Origin of the sequence: Streptomyces sp. NPDC051921 (assembly GCF_040680975.1) — a bacterium.
GTDB lineage: Bacteria > Actinomycetota > Actinomycetes > Streptomycetales > Streptomycetaceae > Streptomyces.
Genome location: NZ_JBFAXU010000006.1, coordinates 114,929 through 130,556, shown reverse-complemented (window position 1 = coordinate 130,556; position 15,628 = coordinate 114,929). Strand labels below are relative to the sequence as shown.

The 15,628-nt window shown below is 72.0% G+C and carries 15 protein-coding genes and 1 pseudogene; 6 read left to right on the top strand and 10 right to left on the bottom strand.

Annotated elements, in window-relative coordinates; all coding sequences use genetic code 11:
• Window positions 1–288 precede the first annotated feature (288 nt).
• The 4 genes from AB0M16_RS10470 to AB0M16_RS10455 form a co-directional block, all read right to left on the bottom strand.
• Entirely contained in the window at window positions 289–1,563 is a 1,275-nt protein-coding gene (locus AB0M16_RS10470) for a family 16 glycosylhydrolase (RefSeq protein WP_365340989.1), read from the bottom strand.
• Window positions 1,564–1,876: 313 nt separating this feature from the next.
• The gene (locus AB0M16_RS10465; protein WP_365340988.1) at window positions 1,877–2,617 is read right to left on the bottom strand and encodes a class I SAM-dependent methyltransferase; all 741 of its coding nucleotides are present in this window, start codon (window positions 2,615–2,617) and stop codon (window positions 1,877–1,879) included.
• A gap of 293 nt (window positions 2,618–2,910) precedes the next feature.
• Entirely contained in the window at window positions 2,911–3,561 is a 651-nt protein-coding gene (locus tag AB0M16_RS10460; protein ID WP_365340986.1) for a DUF4360 domain-containing protein, read from the bottom strand.
• A 446-nt stretch (window positions 3,562–4,007) separates the two neighbouring features.
• Entirely contained in the window at window positions 4,008–4,622 is a 615-nt protein-coding gene (locus AB0M16_RS10455; protein WP_365340984.1) for a dihydrofolate reductase family protein, read from the bottom strand.
• 488 nt (window positions 4,623–5,110) lie between these two features.
• On the opposite strand from AB0M16_RS10455, the gene AB0M16_RS10450 reads away from it, so the two are divergent.
• Together AB0M16_RS10450 and AB0M16_RS10445 are read left to right on the top strand one after the other, a co-directional pair.
• The gene (locus AB0M16_RS10450; RefSeq protein ID WP_365340982.1) at window positions 5,111–6,046 is read left to right on the top strand and encodes a hypothetical protein; all 936 of its coding nucleotides are present in this window, start codon (window positions 5,111–5,113) and stop codon (window positions 6,044–6,046) included.
• Window positions 6,047–6,901: 855 nt separating this feature from the next.
• Window positions 6,902–7,624: an alpha/beta hydrolase gene (locus tag AB0M16_RS10445; protein WP_365340980.1), complete on the top strand. Its 723-nt coding sequence runs from the start codon at window positions 6,902–6,904 to the stop codon at window positions 7,622–7,624.
• 277 nt (window positions 7,625–7,901) lie between these two features.
• Here AB0M16_RS10445 and AB0M16_RS10440 read toward each other — a convergent pair whose 3' ends face one another.
• The 4 genes and pseudogenes from AB0M16_RS10440 to AB0M16_RS10425 all read right to left on the bottom strand — a co-directional run bounded on the left by AB0M16_RS10440 (window position 7,902) and on the right by AB0M16_RS10425 (window position 10,252).
• Window positions 7,902–8,669 (bottom strand): DUF2071 domain-containing protein, encoded by a 768-nt coding sequence (locus AB0M16_RS10440; protein ID WP_365340978.1) that lies wholly within the window; start codon window positions 8,667–8,669, stop codon window positions 7,902–7,904.
• Window positions 8,666–9,043 carry a metalloregulator ArsR/SmtB family transcription factor gene (locus tag AB0M16_RS10435; protein ID WP_365340976.1) on the bottom strand — a complete coding sequence of 126 codons (378 nt, stop codon included), beginning with the start codon at window positions 9,041–9,043 and terminating at the stop codon, window positions 8,666–8,668. Before AB0M16_RS10435 ends, AB0M16_RS10440 begins: the two co-directional genes overlap by 4 nt.
• Before the next feature lie 345 nt (window positions 9,044–9,388).
• A pseudogene (locus AB0M16_RS10430) lies at window positions 9,389–9,598 on the bottom strand (SAM-dependent methyltransferase); the annotation flags it as partial.
• Between the two features lie 216 nt (window positions 9,599–9,814).
• Entirely contained in the window at window positions 9,815–10,252 is a 438-nt protein-coding gene (locus tag AB0M16_RS10425) for a DUF4440 domain-containing protein (protein WP_365340974.1), read from the bottom strand.
• Between the two features lie 147 nt (window positions 10,253–10,399).
• Here AB0M16_RS10425 and AB0M16_RS10420 point away from each other — a divergent pair, with 147 nt between their 5' ends.
• Complete coding sequence (locus AB0M16_RS10420) at window positions 10,400–10,696, top strand: helix-turn-helix domain-containing protein (protein WP_365340972.1); 297 nt, start codon at window positions 10,400–10,402, stop codon at window positions 10,694–10,696.
• A 395-nt stretch (window positions 10,697–11,091) separates the two neighbouring features.
• On the opposite strand, the gene AB0M16_RS10415 is transcribed toward AB0M16_RS10420, so the two are convergent.
• The gene (locus AB0M16_RS10415) at window positions 11,092–11,364 is read right to left on the bottom strand and encodes a hypothetical protein (protein ID WP_365340970.1); all 273 of its coding nucleotides are present in this window, start codon (window positions 11,362–11,364) and stop codon (window positions 11,092–11,094) included.
• A 220-nt stretch (window positions 11,365–11,584) separates the two neighbouring features.
• On the opposite strand from AB0M16_RS10415, the gene AB0M16_RS10410 reads away from it, so the two are divergent.
• The 3 genes from AB0M16_RS10410 to AB0M16_RS10400 all read left to right on the top strand — a co-directional run bounded on the left by AB0M16_RS10410 (window position 11,585) and on the right by AB0M16_RS10400 (window position 14,874).
• Window positions 11,585–12,922: a caspase family protein gene (locus AB0M16_RS10410; RefSeq protein ID WP_365340968.1), complete on the top strand. Its 1,338-nt coding sequence runs from the start codon at window positions 11,585–11,587 to the stop codon at window positions 12,920–12,922.
• A gap of 444 nt (window positions 12,923–13,366) precedes the next feature.
• Entirely contained in the window at window positions 13,367–14,149 is a 783-nt protein-coding gene (locus AB0M16_RS10405; RefSeq protein WP_365340966.1) for an SAM-dependent methyltransferase, read from the top strand.
• A 191-nt stretch (window positions 14,150–14,340) separates the two neighbouring features.
• The gene (locus AB0M16_RS10400; protein ID WP_365340964.1) at window positions 14,341–14,874 is read left to right on the top strand and encodes a hypothetical protein; all 534 of its coding nucleotides are present in this window, start codon (window positions 14,341–14,343) and stop codon (window positions 14,872–14,874) included.
• Window positions 14,875–14,988: 114 nt separating this feature from the next.
• On the opposite strand, the gene AB0M16_RS10395 is transcribed toward AB0M16_RS10400, so the two are convergent.
• A complete protein-coding gene (locus AB0M16_RS10395; RefSeq protein WP_365340962.1) occupies window positions 14,989–15,603 on the bottom strand; it encodes a hypothetical protein in 615 nt (204 codons plus the stop codon).
• Between the last annotated feature and the right edge of the window lie 25 nt (window positions 15,604–15,628).

The window sequence follows — 15,628 nt, the reverse complement described above, 5'->3', positions numbered from 1 at the left end:
GGGCCCTCGGGGAACGCTCGCGCAGTGCGTCCGCGCGCCCGCCGGGCCTGGGTCGGCGGTGCGGCCCCTGCGGGCACATGACCCGTGCGCCCGCGTCGCCGTCGTCGCTGATGGTTCGCTCCGGGCGGCGCGATCCGCAGTGTCCTGCCCGCGGGGGAAGCGGTGACCTGGTGGGCGGCCTCCGGGGCCGCGCCTCGCCGAGGCCGAACGCGTCTTCCGCGGCGGTCACTTCCGTGACCGCCGCGGAAGGGTGCAGGCGGGGCCGGCGGGTCGGGCGGGCGGGGCCGGTCAGCCGACCGTCCACTTCTGGTTCGCGCCGCCGCTGCAGGTCCACAGCTGGAGTCGCGTGCCGTTGGCCGAGCTGTTGCCCGTCGCGTCCAGGCACTTGTTCGCCTGGATGTTCACGATGTCCCGTGCCCCGCTGACGGCCCAGCGCTGGGCGCCCGTCCCGTTGCATTCCCAGAGCTGTACGAGTGTGCCGTCCGCGGTGCCGCCGGAGGCCGCGTCGAGGCACTTGCCGAGTGCGCGGATCGTGCCGTCCGAGCCGACGGTCCACTGCTGGGCGGCGGTTCCGTTGCAGTCGTAGAGCTGGATCGGGGTGCCGTTGGCCGTGTTCGCCGCGGCGACGTCGACGCACTTCCCGCCGATGCCGGTGATCCGGCCGCTCGTTCCGGGGCTGTCGCCGGTGGTGACGCGGACGTGGTCCACGACGAGCTGCTGCGGGAAGGCGGTCGATCCGTCCGGGTCGCCGGGCCAGTAGCCGCCGACCGCAAGGTTGAGGATCAGGAAGAACGGCTTGTTGAAGACCCAGCTGCGGCCGCCCAGGTCGGCGGGCGTACGGGTCTGGTACACGGTGCCGTCCACGGACCAGGTGATCCGGTCGGGCGCCCAGTCGACGGCGAAGGTGTGGAACGCGTCGGCGAAGGCCTGCCCGCCGGGCAGCGTGTAGCCGGCGCCGATGCCGCCGGAGCCCGAGTAGCCCGGCCCGTGCAGGGTGCCGTGGACGGTGGAGGGTTCGAAGCCCACGTTCTCCATGACGTCGATCTCGCCCGAGTTGGGCCATCCGACCTGGCCGATGTCGTTGCCGAGCATCCAGAACGCCGGCCACATGCCCTGCCCGCGGGGCACCTTCATCCGTGCCTCGACCCGCCCGTACTGGGCGGTGAACTTTCCGGACGTGTTGAGTCGTGCCGAGGTGTACTCGCAACGCCCGTACCAGCACTGGTAGTTGCCCGGGTTCTCGCGACGCGCGGTGATGACCAGATGGCCCTGCCCGTCGAGGGCGGCGTTGGCGGCTCCGGCGGTGTAGTACTGCCGCTCGTGGTTGTTGACGTTGTCGCCCGTCTCCATCTGCCAGCGGCCGGAGTTGACGGCGGATCCGGCAGGACCGTCGAAGTCGTCGTTGAAGGTGACGACGGCGGCTTGTGCCGTCGGGACGGAGTTGGCGTCGGCCGCGAGGGTGGTTCCGGGCGCGGTGGCGGCGATGCCGAGCAGGAGGGCGGCGCCCGCGAAGGCGGAAAGGGCCTTACGGAGGTGGCGGCGGGGTGGGCGGGAGGAGTGCATGCTCTCTCTTCCGTCGGGGTGTGGGGGGAGGGGTCCCTGCCTGACGTCGGAACGAGGGCCAGATGGTGCGGGGTGAGCATGCCCATGACACGTCAAGGAGGACCCGAAGGGCTGGACCCATTCGTTGCCTCCATGATTTAAGAATTGAGTTAAGGGTCCGTCAAGGGGGCGGTGCGCTGGGAGTTCCAGACGAAACGAGCCCTCCGGCGGGTGGGATCACTCCGGGACCGGTGATCCGGACGCTCGAGCGGCTCGGCCGACGCCCTCGGATGCGCACCGGTCTGCCGCATGGTGTCGACGGCCCGGTGGCGCCTCAGGTCGGCTTGCGCCACACGGAGATGTGCTTCGTGGAGTCCTGCGTGAACGGGGCCCCGTCCCAGTCCGCGACGCGACGTTCGAGCTCGAGCCCGGCGATCCGCGCCATCAGGTCGAGCTCCGCCGGCCAGGCGTAGCGGTGCCGGGAGTTGTCGCGACGGTAGCTGCCGCCCTCGCCGTCGCGGGTGAAGTGGTGCGAGACGAGCATCTGCTCGACCAGGTCGAAGGTGTCGAAGCCGAGGTGCTGCTCCGAGACGTCGAACGGCACCGCGACCTGGCCGGGCGGCAGGAACCGCAGCGGGGGCACGCCCAGCTCGATGACGAATCGCCCGCCGGGGCCGAGGTGGCGTGCGGCATTGCGGAAGCACTCGACCTGCTCGTCCTGTGTGAGCAGGTTCGTGATGGTGTTGTAGACGAGGTAGACCAGGGTGAACTCGCCGGCCACGACCGTGGTGGCCATGTCCCCGATGGCCACCGGTAGCGTGTCTCCGTCGACCTTGCCCCGCAGCACCGCTGCCATGTGCTCGGACAGTTCGATGCCCACCACCGGCACGCCGCGTTCCCGGAGCGGGACGCCCACTCGTCCGGTCCCGATGGCGAACTCCAGGGCCCGGCCCTCCCCGGCGAGCTCGGCGAGGAAGGCGAGAGTCGGCCCGAGGACGGCGGCCGAGAACATCTCGGCGTCCTCGGCGTCGTAGCGGTCGGCGGTCGCGCGGGTCCACAGCTCACTGCTCGTCACGGGCGGCCACTTTGCCGGGTGCCGGGGGAGCTGTCGACTCATTTACGTGCTCCTCGGCGCGGCGCAGCCCTCCCCGCCGAGCGGGTCCCGTGCGGCGGACCGCTCACAACTCGTCGTCGCCTCCCCGGAGCGGCTGCCTCCGGGGGCGGCTGCCTCCCCGGAGCGGCTGCCTCCGGGGGCGGCTGCCTCCCCGGAGCGGCTGCCTCCCGGGGGTGGGTGCCGCTGCGGGGCGGGCGACTGCACGCGGGCGGAAACCCCGGCCGGGCGCGGGCGGCCCGGCCGGGATGCCGGTGTCACCGCCCGGGGCACTCCTTCCAGGCGAGGTGGTAGATGGTGCTGATGTCGCCGTCGGTGGAGTCCATGGTCATGTAGCTGGTGGCGGCGGGGTTGGACGTGCCGGCGTTGACGCGGAGCTCCGTGTTGATGTTGAAGTTCCGCTGCACTCCGCAGGGGGCCCAGACGAGCTGGGCCCAGTCGGTCTCGTCGGTGGTCTGCCAGTTGTCCTCGTACGGTCCGCGGAAGGCGTGCGTCCGCGACGCGGTGTTCGACGAGCCCTGGAAGTAGTACGAAGCCTTCTCGGTGCTGCTCGCTCCGGGCCTGAGGGAGGCGTATCCGCGGTAGTCGGCGCTGGCCACGGCGTAGGTGAAGCCCTGGGGGACGTGGACCACGAGACTGAGCTGACAGTTCTTGCGGGCGGCGGTGGGGGCGGAGTTGCCGCCCACCTGTGCCAGGTACTCGCTGTAGGTGACGGTGAAGGCGGTGTTGTCCTCGGACACGGCGATGGCGGCGCTGCCCAGGGGGCATCCGGAGCCGTTCACCGTGGCGATGTCGATGACGATCTTGTCCGGGGGCGGATTCGTGATCGACGACGGGCCCGCGTGCGCGGGCAGGGCCGAGGCGAACAGCGCAGCGGTCGCTGCGCCCACCAGCAGGGGGACCCTCATGTTGTTTCTCCCATCCGGAGCTTCGGTGCCGGGCGAGGCGCGGGCGCACGACGGCGCCCGGTGTGACGGCGGAACGGTCCGTGCGTCACCTCGTGCAGACGGGTGGTGCAGCGGGCAACAGTTGAAGCATCATGGACATGTCAATCGCTGCTCGACGTGTCCCCGCCGATGCGCGCGGGGGTGGTGGAATGCTAGGAGTCCCGGCGCCGAAGGGCAGTGCAGAGCCCGGCCAACAATCGCCTCGTCAGAAGCCCCGTTCTGGCTCGGAGGCAACGGGTGGGGCCACTGGCCTCACATGCGCACCACACGCCTCGCCCGTTACGGCAACCGTGCGGGCGACATCGGATGTGATGGTCCGCCCGGACGCCAGATCCACAGACCGAGGGGCGCGATCGGGGGGCCGGCCGCGATCGGGGGGCCGGGCCGCCAGGTCTCCTGTCGAGCCTTCAGTGGACGTCGTACGTCAGGTGTGTCGCGGTCGACGTCGCCGTCACGCTCCGCTGGGTCAGCGTCAAGGGCGATCCGCCGGTGAAGAGCGGCGTCCCGGCGCCCAGGACGACAGGGGCCAGGTGCAGCATCAGTACGTCGACGAGCCCGGCCTCCAGCGCGGAGCCGATCGTGGCGCCGCCCCCCATCAGGACGACGTCGAGCTCCCTGCCCGAGGCCGCCGACGCCGCCTCGGCACGCTCGCGCGCGACGGCGACGGCGTCCGCCAGGCCGGTGGTGACGAAGGTCCAGTCCAGGCCGCTGAGGCGTACCGCCTCGGGCGGCGCACTCGTCACGACGACGAACGCGGGCTTGCCGACCTCTCCGGCCCCGTAACCGGTCGTGTCGTCCCAGCCGTTCGGCCCGTCGACCACGTCGAAGAGATGGCGGCCGAGAACGACGGCACCGGAGCGGGCCGTCCCTTCCGCCAGGAGCCGTCGGTCGTCGGGGTCGTCGGAGAACGCCCAGGTGTGCAGGGCCTCCCCGCCGGCGCCCAGACCGGTGTCCGGCCCTGGATCCGGTCCGGTGACGAAGCCGTCGAGGGAGACCGAGATGTCGGCGACCACGCGCGTCATGCGGCCACCGTCCCGACCGCCTGGCGATCCGTGCGTTCCCTTCCGCCGTCGCCGATCGGCGACACCCGCGACAGGGGAGGCCGAAGCGCGATCAGCGAGACCGGCGACGCCGGCGAGACGGGCGGCCGAAGCGGTACCAGCGAAACCGGCGGCGCCGGCGCAACGCGTGGAGGCAGCGGCGACACCGGCGGAACCGGCGGCTCGTGAGTCGGCCGTCGACGCGCGATCGGGGCGAAGGCGCCCATCGTGGGGGAGGGGTTCATGCCCCTCCAACGACATCCGGACCGCTGGGACACCCTGCCGGGCATGCTCCGAGGCACACGAGCCGGGACTCCGAGTCGGGTGGCGGGGGTCCCGGTCCCGTGATCGCGGGGCATTGGAGTGGTGCATCGGCGGGGGAGCGGCGTGGTCCCGGTTGCAGCCGGTGCCGCTTCCTATGGTCGGCGGAGGCACGGCAGAGGGCCGGAGCCCGGACGCGGCGGTGAGTCATGGAACGTACGACGGTCGGTCTTCGCGCGGTGGACGCACCGTCTCCCGGGGGGCGCGCGGTGCGCCGGTGGGGCCGCCGGCTGGCGGCGGCGGCCGGACTCCTGGCTCTTTGCGCGCTTCCCGTCGGGGCGGCGGACGCGACCGATGCCGGGTACGGGCGGGGACATGCCGCCGCGCCCCTGTACGTGTCGGACTACGGCAACAACCGGGTGGTCGTCCTGCCCACCGGCGACGGCGACCAGACCACCGTGCCCTTCGAGGGTCTCGTCCGGCCGACCGGCATGGCGTGGGACGTCGCGGGACGCCTCTACGTGTCGGACACCGGCAACAACCGGGTGGTCGTCATGGCGGAGGACGGCAGTGGCCAGTCCGACGTTCCGACCGAGGGGCTCTCGCGTCCTCTGGGGCTCGCCGTCGACGGCGACGGCGACGTGTTCGTCGCCGACAGCTTCAACGACAGGATCGTGAAGGTCGACGCCGCCGGCGGACAGTCGACCGTCCCCACCACCGGTCTGCTGCATCCATGGGGGCTCGCCCTCGACGTCGCCGGAAACCTCTACGTGTCCGATTTCGTGAACGACAGGGTGGTGAGGGTGGCCGCGGACGGGAGCGGCCAGTCCACCGTCCCCACCGTCGGTCTTTCCCAGCCCACCGGACTCGCCCTGAACTCGGCAGGTGACCTATACATCGCTGACAGCGGCAACAACCGAGTGGTGAAGGTGGCGGCCGTCGGAGGGCGTCAGACCACGGTGCACACCGAAGGCCTCAGCGATCCGCTGGGTCTCGCGCTCGACGGCTGCGGCAGCCTGTACATCGCCGACGGCTTCCACAACCGGGTGGTGCGCGTCCGCGAGACGGGTGGTGGCCAGAGCACCGTCCCGACGACCGGCCTCAACACCCCGACGGGTCTCGCGTTCCCGCCCACGAGGCGGTGAGGTGGGGAGGCCCGCGCGACCGTGGAGGTGGGTGACGCGCTCGCCGGGCGGGCACGAAGCGGCGAGGGCGGCCACCCCCTTGTCCTCCGGGGCGCGGCGGCGCGTCGCCATCGGGTGGACGTCTGCGCCGTGCCACCTTCCCTTGCGAGTGCGAGATGCGAGTGCGAGTGAGAACCGTTCCGGCGAGGTGACGGCCGAAGGCTGGGGCCAACTACCTGCCGATGGCGGACGGCGGAGCCCAGGGTGCGCTGGCGATGGGCGACCAGCTGTACGTCGACCAGAGTGCCGGTCACAACGCCCCGGGCAACCTCTGGCGTTACGGGTGGAGCAACGGCGAGCTGGTGTCCGACGGCAGCGCGATCAAGACCGCGACGGGAGCCGAGGACCTCTCCTACGAACGCGGCGCGCAGCGGCTGTGGCCGGTCTCCGAGCACTACGGTCCGGCGGTGAACGCCGAGGCCCTCGAAGACGCGAGTCGGCGAAGTGTCTCGGCCTCGTGTGCGAGCGCGTTCTCTATGCCCACAGCAAGGCACAGCTGGACGCCCCGTAACCCTGATCCGGCCCACCGAACGGCATCGGCCCCCACCGCGCGGATCCCGCACGGCGGGAGCCGATGCCGCTCCCGGCCAGGGCCCGCCCACCGCAACTCTCGAGGCAGCGGCAGGCGGCGCTCGGTCTCCGCAAATCCTGTTAGCGGCCGCGGCGAACACGGTTAGTCTCGCGGAGGCCGTGCGAGAGAACGAGGAGGTGGTATCCGTGAACGCAGTGACGGCATGGGTGCTCCCTTCCGGGGCCGCGGTCGGACGATAGGTCGTCCGGGAGCGCCGTTCACGAGCACTCCCGAAAGGCACGACCGTGCACTTCATTTCTGAGCAACGCCTCGACGACGGTGTCCTCGAGCGCGAGTTCACCCTCGGCGAGATCCCCGGCACCCTGTGGACGCCTGAGTCCGACGCCCCTGTACCGCTGGTCCTGATGGCCCACAACAACGGCCTGCCGAAGGGGCGGCCGCGGCTGGTGGCCCGGGCCCGGCGAACCGCGGCGTGCGGCTACGCGGTGGCCGCCATCGACGCCCCCGGGTGCGGTGACCGGCCCCGTTCCGCCGCCGACGAGCGGGCTCGCGCCGACATCCGCCGGGCCATGCAGGCCGGAGAGCCGGTCGACGAGATCTTCGAGTCCTTCGTCGGCCCGCTGGTGGCCGAGGCGGTCCCGGAATGGCAGACCACCTTGGAGGCGCTCCTCGCGCTGCCCGAGATCGGCGGCCCGGTCGGATACTCCGGGTGGACCGCCGTCGGTATCCGGCTGGCGGTGGTCGAACCACGCATCGCGGCAGCCGGTTTCTTCGCCGGGGGTTACGTGCCCCGCGCCCAGCGCGAGGAGGCCCGGCAGGTCACCGTTCCGCTGCTGTTCCTGCTGCAGTGGGACGACGAGGGGAACCCTCGGCAGCGGGCCCTGGACCTCTTCGACGCCTTCGGCACCAAGGAGAAGACGCTGCACGCGAACATGGGCGGGCACGTCGGCACCCCGTGGTTCGAGGTGGACGACGGGAACAGGTTCTTCGACCGGCACCTGAAGTGAGGCCGGGCCGGCAGGCCGGCAACAGGACGTAGGCGGCGCCGTCCGGGGTGCCGCCCGTCGAGGGCAGGTCTCGACCGTCCTCGACGGGCGGCGCCGGCGGCGCCCCGTCCGCAGGCACCCGCCGGCACCCGTCCCGGCTGTACCGGCCGGCGCCTGTCCGGGGGCGCGGCCGGCACGTGTCCGGGTGGCGCCGACCGGGGGCGTTCCGCGGGTGGGCGGTGGGATTCCCGGCGCGTCTCCGAGCTCCCCCGCCGTCCGGTGTGGCGCGGCGCCCGAGTCATGTCTCCGACTCGCGGGCCCAGGCTGCCGCCCGCGCCTTCGCCCCGGTGGCCATCGCGGGAAGCGGCCGCCAGCGGACCGGGACGTCGCGCATGACGAGGACCGAGTCGAGTTGCGCGCTGCCGGGCGGGAAGCGGTCGGGGTCGTCGAAGTAGCTGGACCGGACGGCGGTGATCCGGCCGGGCTGGATGCGCCAGGCGTCCGTCTCGAGCTGCATGCCGTCCATGGAGCAGCCGGAGCGGGTCGCGGACCAGCCCTTGCTCCCCGTACGGAAGAAGGCGGAGGCCTCGGCGAGGTCGGCGAAGAGCTCGCTGCCCTCCAGGTGCTCGGTCACCTCCGCGGTGACGTCGACCTGCGTGGAGCCGTCACGGGTCGCGTAGGCGACCCGCAGCGTCTCGGGGGTCTCCCGCACCTCGAAGTCGGCGTGGCCGTGTTCGCCGGGGAAGACCCGGCCGCCGGCCCAGCGGTTGACGAGCGATCCGGTGTCGCGGCGCGGGATGTAGACACCGGTCTCGACTCCGTCCGGCCCGTCCCACTCGACGGCGATGCGGTGCGCGGCGTTCTCGCTGCGCAACCCGACGCCGGCGGGGGCCCAGGCGGGTCGAACCGAGCCGAGCCGCAGGAGGCAGATTCCGGCGGCGGCGTACCCCCGCACGATCTGCGGGCGCAGCGAGGAGGGCAGCAGGGGCGCGACGGCTTCGGGCGCGACGCGGTAGTTGACGAGGAGGCGCCGTTCGATGACGGAGGCGAGGCGTGGGGGTCTCATGCGCTCTTCTCCTCCTCTCGGGCCTCGCCGGCCTCTCGGACGTCGCGGGCCTCGCGGCCCGTCTCCGTGCGCCACTTCGTGTGGCGGAGCACGATCTGTTCGGGGCACACCGCACTGAGGAAGCGCCCCACGCTGGTGGCCAGCCGGTCCTCGACGAGGGAGTAGAGGATCCGGTTGCCGTCCCGCCGCTCGGCGACGAGCCCGGCACTCTTGAGCACGCCGAGGTGTCGGGAGATGGACGGGGCGCTGATGGCGAAGCGGCTCGCGATCTCTCCGGCGGCGAGCTCGCCCCCACGGAGGTCTTCGAGGATCTGCCGCCGCGTGGGGTCGGCGAGGGCGCGGAACACGCCGGCGTCGTCGGCTGACTCGGTCATGCCCTGTATTTAACACTTTAGCTAAACAGCTAACAACTCCAACTCCTCGCTGCCGCATGCCCGGCTGCGAGCTGCACACCTGGGCGTGCGGGACACGCGGCGCGCGTCGGTGTGCGTGGCCTGCCGAGTTTTCGTGCCTCGCCTGCAGCCAGGGGGAGCGCACGGCGTGCAGCAGGAGGACCGCCTGGAACGGCAGTTGATGCTGCACGGACCCGTGTACGAGCCTGTTCACCTGCGTGCGCGTGCCGGGACAGTGATCCAGCGGCCCCGGCCCCGGCCCCGGGACTGCTGCGGATCGCCGTGAGCGACGCCGCACGAGACGCGAACCGAGCCGGGGGTTGGGCGCCCGGCCAGGTGCGCCGTCACGCGTCCGGGGCCGCATCCCAGGTCCGCGACCGGCCCCGGTCCGGCCGTTCGCACGAGTTCGGCGAACCCCGCCGGCATCGCGCGTGACAGCGGTTCCAGCGCGGCCGGAGGCGGGACGCGTTCCCCGTAATCGGCGGCGACCGTGTCGTACGACTCGCGCACGGCGGTGCGGAAGGAGGGCTCGGCCATGCGGGCGACCCCAGTACTCCGGCCGTGGATCGTGAGCGTGCAGTCGCTACGGCAGGGGTGCCGCGCAGGGTGCGCAACGCTCACGGTCCATGGGCGAGATCCGTGACCGTTCGCCTGTCCGCTCGACCGCGCGCGTCAGCACCGCACGCGCATCGGCCATGCCGTGGACGGCATCCTCGGCGGTGAAGCATGCACCACCACTGGCCCCACCCCACGTCAACACCGTCGGACCCTCGTCGATTCCGTGACCAGAGGCGCGTCTTCGGCGTCCTGCTGCGAACGGGGACCGAAGGGGTTGTCGATGACGTACCGCCAGCGGCCGTCCGAGCCCCGCCGGGCGACATCGGTGGCTGTCCCCGCGACGTGCACCGCGTCGCCGTCGCGACCGATCCCCTCGATGGTCCACTCCACGATCAGCAGTGCCAGATCACCGTTGCGGTAGACGTGGCGCGGACGGACGGAGATGGGGACTCCCAGGTCCTGGAGGCGGCTGTTGGCGGCCAGCAGGCCGGGGCCGGTCACCAGCGAACCCGGCTGCTCGACCAGCACCGCCGCGTCCTCGTAGACCTCCGCCAACGCGGCGGCGTCGCCGCTGTTGAACCGTTCGGCGAACACCAGGGGCACCTCTTCGGGCCGGTCGGCAAGTTCTCGCATGAGCGACAGACGTCCTTCCGTCACGGGGAGAATGGGGTGCGCCACACGTTAGGAGGCGATCTCGTGACTCACCGAACGGTTGGTCACCCGGCAGGGCTCCCGAACGATCCACACGCGAGCATCGGGGCGCCCACTCCCGCTTGCCCCGTGGAGATCACGCTGGCGGCCCTTCACGGCCGCTGGACGACGTTGGTCGTGCGCGAACTTCTGCGCGGCGACCGCTCCTACAGCGAGCTGCGCCTCGCCCTGCCCACGCTGTCGGACAAGGTGTTGTCCGACCGGCTGGCACAGCTTTGCGAGGCCGGAGCCGTCGAACGCGACCGCCGCCCGGGCTGGCCGCCGCGAGTGCGCTACGCGCTCACGCCACGTGGGCAGCGACTCGGCCCGGTCCTCCAGGCCCTGTGGGACTGGGGAGCAGAGGCCCCCCGTGAGACGGGGGGTTGAGGTCGGCGATGGGGTGGTCCGCTTCGATGACATGCCGGCAAGACAGGAAGACGCGGCCGAGTGGGTGCCGGCGAGCCGCCCCCCGGCGGGAAGGGTCGGGCGGCGCGGCAGAACGACTCGGAGCCGGGCTGGGGCGACAGGCCGGCCATGGCCGCGTGCGCAGGAGGGGCGGCGCGGAAGGTGGTCGCCACGGCCTGCGAGCGGTTGCGGGCGAAGACGACGAGGCGCAGCACCGCGAACCGCGCGAGGCCGGCAAGTGCGGAGGCGGACAGGTGGGCGGCCTGCTCGAGCACCGCACCGGGCTCCGCCATCAGCTGGTGTCGGGGCTGCGTCGCCGGTCGAACGGTCCGGCTGTCCGCCCCCCTTTGCCCACGACCACGCGCCCTGGCCGGCCGTCAGCATCCCGGCGAACCCTTCGGACAGTCGGTGGTGGTACTGCTGACGGTGGGTGCTTCCGGGGAGGAGGTGCTACCCGACTCCCCGTGCTCGAATCCCAGGAGCAGCCCCAGCGCCGCGACCACTCCGACTGCGGCCGAGATCGCGCCCACCACGTCGCCGCGGGCGGGAAGGCCCGACTGGGTGCGCGCGGTGTGCCTGAAGACGGCGATCCCCACGACGCACCCGACGACGAGGACCCCCAGAGCCTCGGGGGTGATCTGCAGAGTCATGCGGGCCTCCCATCAGGACGGGCCCGTCTGTGCAACCGGCCCACGGCGCCGTCTCCCTGCGGAAGCAGGTGGATCAGAGCCTGGTACCACCATCGAGCCGGGCAATCGGCGGGAAGTACGCGAGAAGACATCGCTCGTCAGGGTCTGCCAAGGCATAATCACTCCTGACATCTCCTTACAGCTCCTGACAGTTGAGGCGCTCCTCATGCCGAGACTTCCGATGCCTGATGGCCTGTCCGGGCCGATGAGCGAGCTCATGGTGCGCCTCCATGAGCTGCACGCCTTGGCCGGTTGGCCGAGTACCCGAGAGATGGCGAAGCCCCTGCCCTGCAGCCACTTCACCATCCATCAGATGTTCACGCGGCCCGAGCTGCCCCGGTCGACGGTCTACGCGGACGTGGTCGCCCTGTTGGCGCGGCTCAACCCTTGGGGCGACGAGGACGAGATCTGCGACCGCATGTCCAAGCTGTGGCTTGCCGCCTACCACTACGTCGCACTCGGTCCGGAACCGGTCATCCGCCGGACCTCGAGCGGTCGGCGGAGCACCGACCAGGAGTCGGTCGCACATGCAGCCGACCGCCATGCAGCCGACCGCCATGCAGCCGACCGCCAGGCAGCCGACCGCCCTGCAGCAGGCGCACAGGCAGCAGGCGCACAGGCAGCAGGCGTACGGGCGGCAGGCGCACGGACAACAGACACGCTGGCGGCAAGCGCACACGCGACGAGCGCACGCACGGCCCGTGCACACACCACAAGCGCACACGCGACGAACGCGCAGGCAGTGCCCCGTCAGTCGGACCTACCGGGCCCCGTCCTCTCCCGTGACCTCGCGCAGCGGCATCCGGACCTGCCGTACCTGAACGGTTCCCGCGCCGTCATCGTGGGCGCCGGCCGTTACCGCGACGCGGATCTGACGGACCTCCCGACCGTCGCCCCCGGAGCCGAGGCCCTGCACACCCTCCTGACGACCGATGCCCCGGCGTTCCTGCCGGACGCCACCGTCGCCGTCATGAACGGCACACGGGACGACGTCCTCAGTGCGGTCCACGAGGCCGCGGAGGAAGCCACCGACACCTTTCTGCTCTACTACGCCGGGCATGGTCTCCTGACCTCGTCCGGCGCGCTCACCCTCGCGGCGGCCGACACCGCATACGGTCGCCCCTACAGCGCGATTCCCTACGACGAAGTGCGCACGATGTTTGCCAAGAGCCCGGCCAGGCGCAAGGCCGTGATCCTCGACTGCTGCTTCGCAGGCCGGGCCATGGCCATGGGGACGGCGGCGGAACTCGCCGCGGCGACCGGCACCTACGTGTTGGCGTCGGCATCCGCGGACCGCGCCGCGCTGGCGCCCCCCGACAAGGATCACCCCGTCTTCACGGGCACGCTGATCGACATCCTCGAACGGGGTGTCGAGGGCGGCCCCGCGGTGCTCGACCTGCAGACGGTCTTCGACTCGCTCAGCGAGCGCATGAAGATTCAGGGGTCCCCGCGGCCACAGATGATGGCGCAGGGAAAAGTCCGACTGGCTCTGGGACCGAACCACGCCCTTCACGACTGACGCCGCCCCTCGCGCTCCCGGCGTGGCCGGAAGGCCGTGTCCGTACCCCACGGGGCGCTGCGTCGGCCCACGCGCCCTCGCCGGTTGGCACGCCTCCGGGCCGTACGTGAACACGCGTGGCCGGTTCGTCGCGGTTGAGTTCGCGCAGCAGGTGACCCGGCTGTACCGGGTGGACGTCGAGCTGCCCTCCCGCCGGAGCCGGTCACTGCACCAGGACCGGCGTCAGGGACCGTGACGGGAGTCGATCCGACCGGACCGGGGGCGGATCCGGTGTCAGGGCCGGCCGCGTCGGCGGACCCTGCGCCGACGACATCACGTACCCCTCGTCCGGCGTCTCCGTCGGCGTCGGCGTCCGCTTCCTCCCGGCGGCGGGCAATGTGAACAACGGGTGCAATGTGGCACAGGGACAAGGGAGTTGCCGTGGCGCTGCGATACGTTGACGGCGTGACCGACATCGAATCGCGTATCGACACGTCCCGGCCGCACACCGCCCGGATATGGAACTACTGGACCGGCGGCAAGGACAACTACCCGGTCGACCGGGAGGCCGGCGACCGCATCCGGCAGCTGCATCCCGGGATCGGGGAGTACGCGAAGGCGGACCGGTTGTTCCTGGGGCGGGCGGTGCGGTACCTCGCCGAGCAGGAGGGCATCCGGCAGTTCCTGGACATCGGGACGGGCCTGCCCAGCGCCGACAACACGCACGAGGTCGCCCAGCGCGTCGCCCCGGACGCGCGTGTCGTGTACGTGGACAACGACCCGCTCGTACTGGCGCACGCCCGTGCTCTGCTGGTCGGGACGCCGGAGGGCCGCACCGACTACCTTGACGCCGATCTGCGGGACGTCGACACGATCCTGGCCGCCGCGGCGAAGACGCTCGACCTCGCGCAGCCGGTCGCGCTGATGCTGCTCGGGGTCGTCATCTTCGTCGAGGACGACGAGGAGTCGTACGCGATCGTCCGCCGCCTCCTGGACGCGCTCGCCCCCGGCAGCCACCTCGTCCTGTCCCACACGGTCACCCACCCCGACATGCCCGACGTCGACGCGGCGGTGGCGTTCTGGAACGAGCACGGCACCCCGAAGCTGACGCAGCGCACCCCGGCGGCGATCGCCCGCTACTTCGACGGCCTGGAACTGCTCGAGCCCGGCGTGGTGTCCTGCTCCGCGTGGCGACCGGAGACGCCGACGCCGGACGTCGCGATGTACGCGGGCGTCGGCCGCAAGTAGCGGCGGGCGTGGGCGCGGTCCCCGCGGACCGGGACCGCGCGCGTGACGACGGGCGCCGAGACCGTCAGGAGCCGGGGACGGCTTCGGGCCATGCGAACTCGCCGCGTGCGGAGAGTCGTCAGGCGGCCGGAGACGTGTGCGCTGTCTTGGGGACCAGCATCGATGTCAGTGCTCGTTCCTACGATCACCACATGCCTGATGCCTTCACCGTTCTGTGGACCCATGACACGTGCCGCGCCCTGCGCAAGGGCGGCCGCGTGGGCGAGCGGCCGCCGGTCGCCTACTCGGGGGTCCACCAGTCCCTGCCCGCCTGGTCGGGTGCCCGCGCCGGCGACGAGGTGTACGCGTTGCACGTCAACCGGTGCGAGGTGTTCGTCGTGTCCCGCATGCGCGTGGTCGACAGGGAACGCGGAGACTGCTGCGGCACGGCCCCGCAGACCTGGCCCGACCCGGCGTTCCCGGGCCACGACGACTGGTCGATGCTCGGCGCCGGCGGCTGCGGCGCCGCCGCGGTCCATGTGGCCGCGACACCCGTACGCTTCGACCTGCCGATACCCGGTGATCTGCTGCCTTCACTGACCTGGCGCAACGCCCGTGGCAAGACCCGCGGCCTGAAGTACGTGGTGGACGGACGCCTGGAGCGTTCGATCAGCCTCCAGGGCTTCTACCGGCTCACACCCGGGTCCGCCGACGCGCTGGCCGGTCTCGTCGGCGACGTCCCGTGAGCGGCCGCGGGACGCCCCCGACGGGACATCGCCGGTGGTGAGCGGTGGGCCCGGTCCCGCATGCCGGGCGCCCCGGTGCCGCAGCTGCCGCCCGCTCGTCCTGAGGGTCGCCGGTCAGCGCCGTCCGCGCCTGCGCCGTATCCATATCCCGGCGGCGGCCCCGGTGAGCGAGGCGGCGGCGAGCCCGATCGTGGTCGGGCCGAGGACCCAGCGCTCCTTGTCCTGATCCGTGGGAGCGGAGTGCGACGCGGACGGGCGCCGGGAACCACCGGGAGCCGGTGACTTCTCCTGCATACGGGTGGGCGCAGACGTGGCGGTGGCCCCGTTCGCGGCCGACGAGCTGCCGGACGAGGGGAGCGCTGCGGTGACCGTCAACTGCCCCTCGGCGTGACCGAGTCCGGGGTGACCGACGGCGACGGTCACCTCCCAGACGCCGGCCGGCAGGGTCTCGGCGGTGGTCCAGTCGGTCGGGCGGGCGCCGCGCCGGAGTTTCCAGGGGCCGGCCGTACGGCGGCCGTCCGCGCTGATGGCGTCGACCACCGCGGCGACCTGCTCGTCGACCGGGTCACCGTCGTTCTCCCAGGTCACCTTGGTGAGGACGTGCCCGTCCCGGTGGCCGGTGATGAGCACTTCCAGGGTGTCGCCGTGTGCGGCGGCGGGCTGCGGCAGGGCAAGGCCGAGGACGAGTGCTGCGGTGAGGGCGAGCGCGGGGCGGATGGCGGTGTGCATGGCGGTGCTCCGGTCCGGTGGTGGA